The 6,694-nt window shown below is 44.3% G+C and carries 9 protein-coding genes; all 9 read right to left on the reverse strand.

The window, feature by feature from the left end:
• Positions 1–65 precede the first annotated feature (65 nt).
• Positions 66–1,262: an FAD-dependent oxidoreductase gene (locus tag QAI40_RS09835; RefSeq protein ID WP_304511610.1), complete on the reverse strand. Its 1,197-nt coding sequence runs from the start codon at positions 1,260–1,262 to the stop codon at positions 66–68.
• Positions 1,263–1,277: 15 nt separating this feature from the next.
• Positions 1,278–1,412 carry a hypothetical protein gene (locus QAI40_RS09840; protein ID WP_299981058.1) on the reverse strand — a complete coding sequence of 45 codons (135 nt, stop codon included), beginning with the start codon at positions 1,410–1,412 and terminating at the stop codon, positions 1,278–1,280.
• Between the two features lie 242 nt (positions 1,413–1,654).
• Positions 1,655–2,707, reverse strand: coding sequence for a galactose-1-phosphate uridylyltransferase (locus QAI40_RS09845; protein ID WP_299981056.1), 1,053 nt, complete (start codon positions 2,705–2,707; stop codon positions 1,655–1,657).
• 345 nt (positions 2,708–3,052) lie between these two features.
• The gene (locus tag QAI40_RS09850; protein ID WP_299981054.1) at positions 3,053–3,514 is read right to left on the reverse strand and encodes a HipA N-terminal domain-containing protein; all 462 of its coding nucleotides are present in this window, start codon (positions 3,512–3,514) and stop codon (positions 3,053–3,055) included.
• Between the two features lie 2 nt (positions 3,515–3,516).
• Entirely contained in the window at positions 3,517–3,747 is a 231-nt protein-coding gene (locus tag QAI40_RS09855) for a helix-turn-helix domain-containing protein (protein ID WP_299981052.1), read from the reverse strand.
• A gap of 208 nt (positions 3,748–3,955) precedes the next feature.
• Positions 3,956–4,330 (reverse strand): hypothetical protein, encoded by a 375-nt coding sequence (locus QAI40_RS09860; protein WP_331520631.1) that lies wholly within the window; start codon positions 4,328–4,330, stop codon positions 3,956–3,958.
• A gap of 7 nt (positions 4,331–4,337) precedes the next feature.
• Positions 4,338–5,090: an alanine racemase gene (locus tag QAI40_RS09865; RefSeq protein WP_299981050.1), complete on the reverse strand. Its 753-nt coding sequence runs from the start codon at positions 5,088–5,090 to the stop codon at positions 4,338–4,340.
• A 16-nt stretch (positions 5,091–5,106) separates the two neighbouring features.
• The gene (locus QAI40_RS09870; protein ID WP_299981048.1) at positions 5,107–5,490 is read right to left on the reverse strand and encodes a RidA family protein; all 384 of its coding nucleotides are present in this window, start codon (positions 5,488–5,490) and stop codon (positions 5,107–5,109) included.
• 60 nt (positions 5,491–5,550) lie between these two features.
• Positions 5,551–6,694, reverse strand: a 1,144-nt coding sequence (locus QAI40_RS09875; RefSeq protein WP_304511611.1) for an aminotransferase class III-fold pyridoxal phosphate-dependent enzyme, incomplete at its 5' end; no start/stop codon positions are given.

Genomic DNA, 6,694 nt, shown 5'->3' on the forward strand with positions numbered 1-6,694 from the left:
TGCTGGCATTTATTAACATACTATGGCAATTTGAAACAATGAAGATTTAAAATTATTTGCAGACATCAAATTTTTCCTGACGCCTGGACTCCCACGATGGATATGGGTTCCAAGCTGGGTTCTGAAGAAAGATCCGGGTGTCCGGCACAGTTGATGGTCAAAAGGTCCTCAGGGACTGCGCCCATCTTTATGGCCATATTCATGACGTCGATCTCCTTTGCCGGAGACTCGCTCATGCTCACGATCTGGCTTCCTATAACCTTTCTGTTCTCCTTGTTGAAAACCACCTTCAGAGTCCATGGCTTCATACCCTTGATCATGCCATGCTTACTGCGGGAGTCAACTGTGAAACAGGCTGTCTTGATGCCATGTTTTTTGGCAAGCTCATCTGTAAGGCCAACGCTTGCCGCACAGAGATCAAACAGCTTGACACAGGAGCTATTTAGCACCCCTGTAAACGGGATGGCAGCGCCTTTCAGCCGTTTGGCAACAAGACGCCCCTGACAGATTGCAGTACCCCTGAGCTGCCCAGGTATGTTTTTGCCGGTAACAAGGCATTTGTTTTCCACATTGTCACCTGCGGCGAAGATATCCGGGTGAGATGTCTCCATGTACTCGTTTACCTTTATGCCGAATTCTCCGATATCAAGTCCGGCCTGCCTTGCAAGGTCAAAGTCACTTTTGGCCCCGATTGACAGAAGGACCATATCCGAATCTGTTACATCGCCTGAATCAAGCTCAACGCCGCTTACATATCCATTTTTTCCGGAGATTCCAGTAACCCTGACGCCTGTGTGCAGATCTATTCCCTGTTCTGCAAGATAAGAAGCAACCTTTGACGCCATATCGGCATCAAGCATAGCCGGAAGGGGTTGATCCAGAAGTTCCACGACCGTCACCTTGAGACCCGGACGGGCCTGCTTCAGCAGGGTGCCCACCTCAAGTCCAATAAAACCTGCCCCAACCACTGTAAAGCTCTTCACCTTCCTCTCATCAATAAACTTTATCATTGCTTCGGCTTCTGGTGTGCTTCGTAATGTGAAAACACCCTGGAGATCTCTGCCTGCTATCGGAGGTATGACAGGGTCAGCGCCGTTGGCAAGGAGAAGCTTATCAAATGAAAGCACTTTGCCCCCTTCCAGGGTCACATTTTTCTCCCTGCTGTCAACACCTGTCACCCTCTCTCTGATAACATTTATGCCTGCATTTTTCAGCATGGCATCAGGGATAACTATGGACTCACTGGTGGCCAGACCGGCCACAACGTGGGGCAGCGCTCATCTGACAATGAAATTGGGTTCCGCCCTTATTACCGTCACATCAACGTCTGGATTTATGTTGCTGGTAAGAATAGCAGCCGGTCCGCCGGCCCCGCCGCATCCAATGACAATAAAACTCTTTTTTTCGTTCATTATAGTTCTCCTGATTTTGCTTAGAATGTAAAAAAGCTATACACTTAACGTATCAATAAAACAATTTGAAATATTTTTCAAATCGATGTCCCATATTGGTTTCCTGGCCAGCAGTGTTTTCGATGACCGCCGTGATGCCGGCAGTCGAAAGTATGAGAGAACACCTTTTAACCTTTGACCGGGTTAAAAACGGTTTTAAGAATATGCCTGATATTAAAAGACTTAATTCGAGACATGGTGTCTTATTTTTTTAGGTTAGACGGATCTGTTTTCCAGAATTTTTTGGCCATGTCTGCCACAGATTCAGGAAGAGTGAACGTGGCCATCTCCCCGGAAGCAATTTCAAAACCCGTAAAATCGCTCCGTACCCATGGGGCATAGCTAGATCTTGCAGTCAGGGAAACCTTCAGGCATGGGAAGTTTTTCCCATCTTCAACAGACAGCAGGGCAAGATTATATGAGTTTCTGTTCAGGCTTTTATAGAATTTCTGGGTGTTCAGAACGCCTTTGGCAAGATCCTTCCAGACCTGTGTTTTCTCCGGGATCAGAAGGGACGATGCTTTCCGCGCTATTCCCCATATCTCGTAAAACCCGGAAGGTGCAAAAGCCGTGATCCATTCCCACGAACCTGTGCTGCCGATATATCTTTTCTTTGTTTTTTTTTCAGCCAGGAGCAAATCAGACAGGATACAACTGTCATACCGGACTTCATATGCCTGTGCCCTTTGTTTAAGAATCCTGTGATTGTTTGATATCTGTTGTGTCGCATGCACCTGGAGGTGGGGATGAACCAATGACCCCCCGGCACCGGGCAAATGATTCTGAGTGATTGACATGTAAATAGCGTCAGGATCAATTTTTTTAACCTGTGATAGATATTGAGCGCAATTGATAAAGCTGTCCCGGTAGGCGCCCAATTCTGCAGTGCCGATTTCAACATGGTGGGTATTGTCAAATAAGGACACCGCCGACCATTCAGTATATGGAAAAAGATTGGGGAAAAGGATTGAATCATTATAAGACAGCCTTTTTTCCCCACTGATTTCAGGCATGAGGCAAGGGGTCATGGATTCAAGGTTTCCAGGACAGAAAGGACATTTTTTTTCATCCAGATCTATTTCCGGCGGATGATAAAGCATTTCCGTTCCCCGTTCATTTTCAAGCGCTCTGCTGAGTGTGATTCTGCATTTTCTTAGGGAAACAGGGTCTGTCCGTACCTGTTGAATCCTTTTGATCCGGTTGCCTGAAGCGTTCATAAAGGTCGCAGAAAGTTCTGTTTTATTAAATTCAATCAAATGATTTGCTCCTTGATGGTCAACCAGGGTCCGAGTTTGCACGTTACACCATCATTTTATTAATAGCAATTTTATGGGCTTTCCCAAATTCCATGATCTAATAGAAGACCTCAATGCTATACATCTACCTGAAAAAACTTTGCAACTTAACGGTGTTTGATTTTATAATTTTATTTAAATCCTCATAAATCTTTGCTTCACCATAATTTCTCTCATGCTCTGCTATTAAAGCATGCTTTAAGATCTGGACCCCCATCAGCCTGATATTTCAGTTCGTGGGAAAGCCCCATAGCCTGAAAATCTTCTTGGTGAAGCCGGTTGAGCACATCATTTTCAAAAATTCTGTCATACCTTTTGATCAGTAAGACTTTTTGGGATTCCTTCCTGACCTGCAAGCAAAGGACGTCTGGGAATATCCATTATTAGATCCGCTAATTGTTTATCTGATAACGAATGGTATATGTATTGATCGGGTGACTCAGGTATTTCAGACTCAGTCAGAATTGATATCGCTCCGGCACACTCTCCTCCGATATGTTTGAGAAGCATAAAATCATTTTTATCTGAAATCCCGAGCTGTTTCGAAATTAATTTTCTGACAACAGATTCCGGTAGCAAATTAGAAAAAAATGATTTTACTTTATCATGAGGGAAAACATCTTTCTGCATCGGTAAAGAAATAGATATTTGGAAAGCATTAGGTGACATCAACCATTTTCTGGAATATTGAAATGCAAATCGTCGACTGTTATTAATACTTAGGGATCCGACTTTGATTTGTCCGGAAAAAACATTTAAAGTTTCCAAAATTAACTGTCTCCACGTTTAACGAGATGGAGTTCAAGACCAAGGCTGTTCATCAATTCAAATACTTTTCCAAGTTGAGCAGTTGTTTTGCCCTTTTCAATCTCTATGATAAATTTTCTACCAACATCAGCAAACTCAGAGATCTCTTTTTGAGTCAGTTTAAGGTGTTTACGCTCTTTTAAAAGATACTTCCCCAATTCTTCAGGATTGTTAATTTTTGTTGAATATTTCAAATTATCACCATATAAAAGTTTCCGTTCAGACACTTATATCAATTCAGCAAATAAAACGCAATAAAAGTTTCCGATCAGGGATTTATTATGACACTTAATGAATTTTACTTTAAGAAGTAACCGATCAGAGACTTAAAGGATTGTTGCATGGTCATAATATTAGGCATATGTACTTTATCGATTCGGGTTATTTTTAATAGCGCCATTATTACCAACCGTTTATACGATGCCAAACATCAATAATTTCCGTAGAACCATCAATAATATAGTAGCGGTCATACATGGCACCTGTTGCACATGCATGATTTGGCAAAATGCGGACCATACTACCAATTCCAAAAGACTCCCAGGCTATATCTTTTTTTGAACGATCTGATATAATTCCATGCTCTTGATTAGTGCTTGATACAATCAAGTCATTTAGTGGGTCACCTTCTACATTACATACCAAACCAGACCCCTGATTTACTTTTTGTGAGGCAGTTCCCCTGTCACGAGAAAGAGCCATCCAACCCGCATCGGTTATCACCCATCCTTTATGTTTTTGATGACCAATGACCGATGTTAGTACTGAGATCGCAATGTCACTTTTATCGCAAACAACCTAATCCTGCCATCACCAGATCATAAAACATAAAAACCCCAGCTCTAACCTCTGTAACCCCAGCAAGATCTTTTGCAAAATTAGCGGTTGGAGTTGAACCAACGCTAACAATTGGACATGGCAGGCCATTTTGACGCAATATTTCAGAACACTTCACAGCCATATCACGTTCTGTTTCAGCAAGAACACGAATCTCTTCTACAGATTTGCATTGATAAGATTCACCGGCGTGGGTAAGCACACCACTCAACTTCACACCTTTTTCCCTATCCAACAAATGACCAATATCCAACAGCAGTGAATCATCAAGTGTCACACCTGAGCGGTGTCCATCGCAATCAAGTTCAATTAGAACCGGTATGTTTAAGCCGTATTGTTGACCCTTTGCTGAGACAAATTTAACCTGCTCAATTGAATCAAGTACAAGGGTAATGTTGGCACCTTTTTTTATCATACCGGCAATACGATCAAGTTTTACAGGTGCAATACCAACAGCATAAACAATATCAATAATACCGTGGCTAAAATAATATTCAGCTTCTTTAAGTGTTGATACTGTAATACCACCCTCTTGACCATCTAAAGCCACATTGATAACATCAATATTCTTTGCTGTTTTCCCGTGAGGTCTCAGATTAACCCCAAGATTCTCCATTCGTTTGTGGATACGAGAGATGTTATTTTTTACCTTACCTATATCTAATACCAAGCTTGGAGTCTCCAATGTTAAAAGATCCATTGTTACTTCTCCAGAGTTAATTGTTAAGGGCTGCCGCAATGGCTTCGATTTCGACCTGGTAACCAAAGTGCAATTCCCGAGTAGGAACGATCGCCCTGGCAGGGCGGTGATTTCCAAAAAAACGGGCATAAACGGAGTTCACTCTATCCCATAGTGCAATATCCGATATGTATACAGTCACTTTTATAACATGATTCTTGCCACTATTGGCTTTTTTTAAAATTGCTTCAAGATTGAACAATACCTGCTCTGTTTGCTCCTCAATACTTCCGACATATTTTTCTTCACTCTTCGGATTTATAGGAAGCTGGCCGGAAACATACACGAGACCATGATGTTCGATGGCTTGAGAATAGTGTCCAGCGGGTTGGGGGGCATCCTTCGATAGTACTTCTTTCATGTAAAACTCCTTTGACTGTCAGCATGTTTGCGTTAAGAAATTCTCTTGTTTTATTTGTTTTTATAACCCCATTAAGGATTGGGCCTCATCCAGCACCTTGTCCATCACCTCAAGGATGTAATCAATATCTTCGTTCTCAATGGTCATGGGAGGTCTTATCTTTAAGATGTTGTCATAGGGGCCTTCGCTGCCCATCAGAATCCGGTGTTCACGCATGCGGTTTTTAATGTAATCGGCCAAAGCGGTGCCGGGTTCACGGGTCGAAAGGTCCGTCACCAGATCAAGGCCGATGAAAAGCCCGCAGCCGCGAACATCACCCACAATTTCATATTTTCCCTGCAAACCGTGCAGCCCTGCCAGAAGTTTATCCCCCATCTGTTTGGCATTTTTCTGCAAGCGCTCATCTTCAACAATGTTGAGCACCTCAAGGCCCGTACGGCAGGACAGGGTGGAACCGCCAAAGGTGGAGAAAAATTCAGGCCCTTTGGCAAAACTGTCAGCGATCTCTTTTGTCGTGACCACAACGCCCAGGGGATGGCCGTTGCCGATGGGTTTGCCCAGGACGACAATGTCGGGAACGGCGCCCTGCTGCTCAAAGCCAAAGAAGTAGTCACCAAGGCGCCCCAGACCGGTTTGCACTTCATCGGCAATGCAGACACCGCCTGCTTTCCGGATTTTTTCATAGACAGCCGACAGATAACCTTTGGGCGGGATGATCTGGCCGCCAACGCTGGGGAAGGTTTCGGCAATAAATCCGGCCAGTTTTCCGCCGCGGGCGCTGATGTTGGCAAGGGCCTCATCTACCAGATCCGCATACTTTTGTGCGATATTAGCCTCGCCTCGCCGGAAGCGGCCGCGGTAGTCGTCGGCCACCTCAACCAGGTGTACCCAGTCCGAGGGACCGACTCCGCCTTTGGCGTTAAACTTATAAGCCGAGATATCGATGCATCCGGTAGTGTTACCGTGATACCCGTGATCCGGGGTGATCATATCCTTACCGCCGGAATGGGCCCGGGCAAGCCGTAAAGACAACTCGTTGGCTTCGGAACCTGAGTTGACAAAAAAGCAGACCAACAGCGGTTCAGGCATGTAGGAAGCGATTTTTTCGGCAAAGGCGATCTGGGCAGGGTGAAGGTAGCGGGTGTTGCTGTTCATGCGCTGCAACTGGTCGGCAGCTACCGCCTGGATGCGGGGATGAGCATAA

The sequence above is a fragment of the Desulfobacula sp. genome (genome assembly GCF_030611305.1).
Lineage (GTDB): Bacteria > Desulfobacterota > Desulfobacteria > Desulfobacterales > Desulfobacteraceae > Desulfobacula.

What these genes read in the sequence shown, in the direction of transcription:
- QAI40_RS09840 (WP_299981058.1), bottom strand. Translation starts at nt 1,412, where the DNA reads ATGAACGAAAAAAAGAGTTTTATTGTCATTGGATGCGGCGGGGCCGGC.
- QAI40_RS09865 (WP_299981050.1), bottom strand. Translation starts at nt 5,090, where the DNA reads ATGGATCTTTTAACATTGGAGACTCCAAGCTTGGTATTAGATATAGGT.
- QAI40_RS09870 (WP_299981048.1), bottom strand. Translation starts at nt 5,490, where the DNA reads ATGAAAGAAGTACTATCGAAGGATGCCCCCCAACCCGCTGGACACTAT.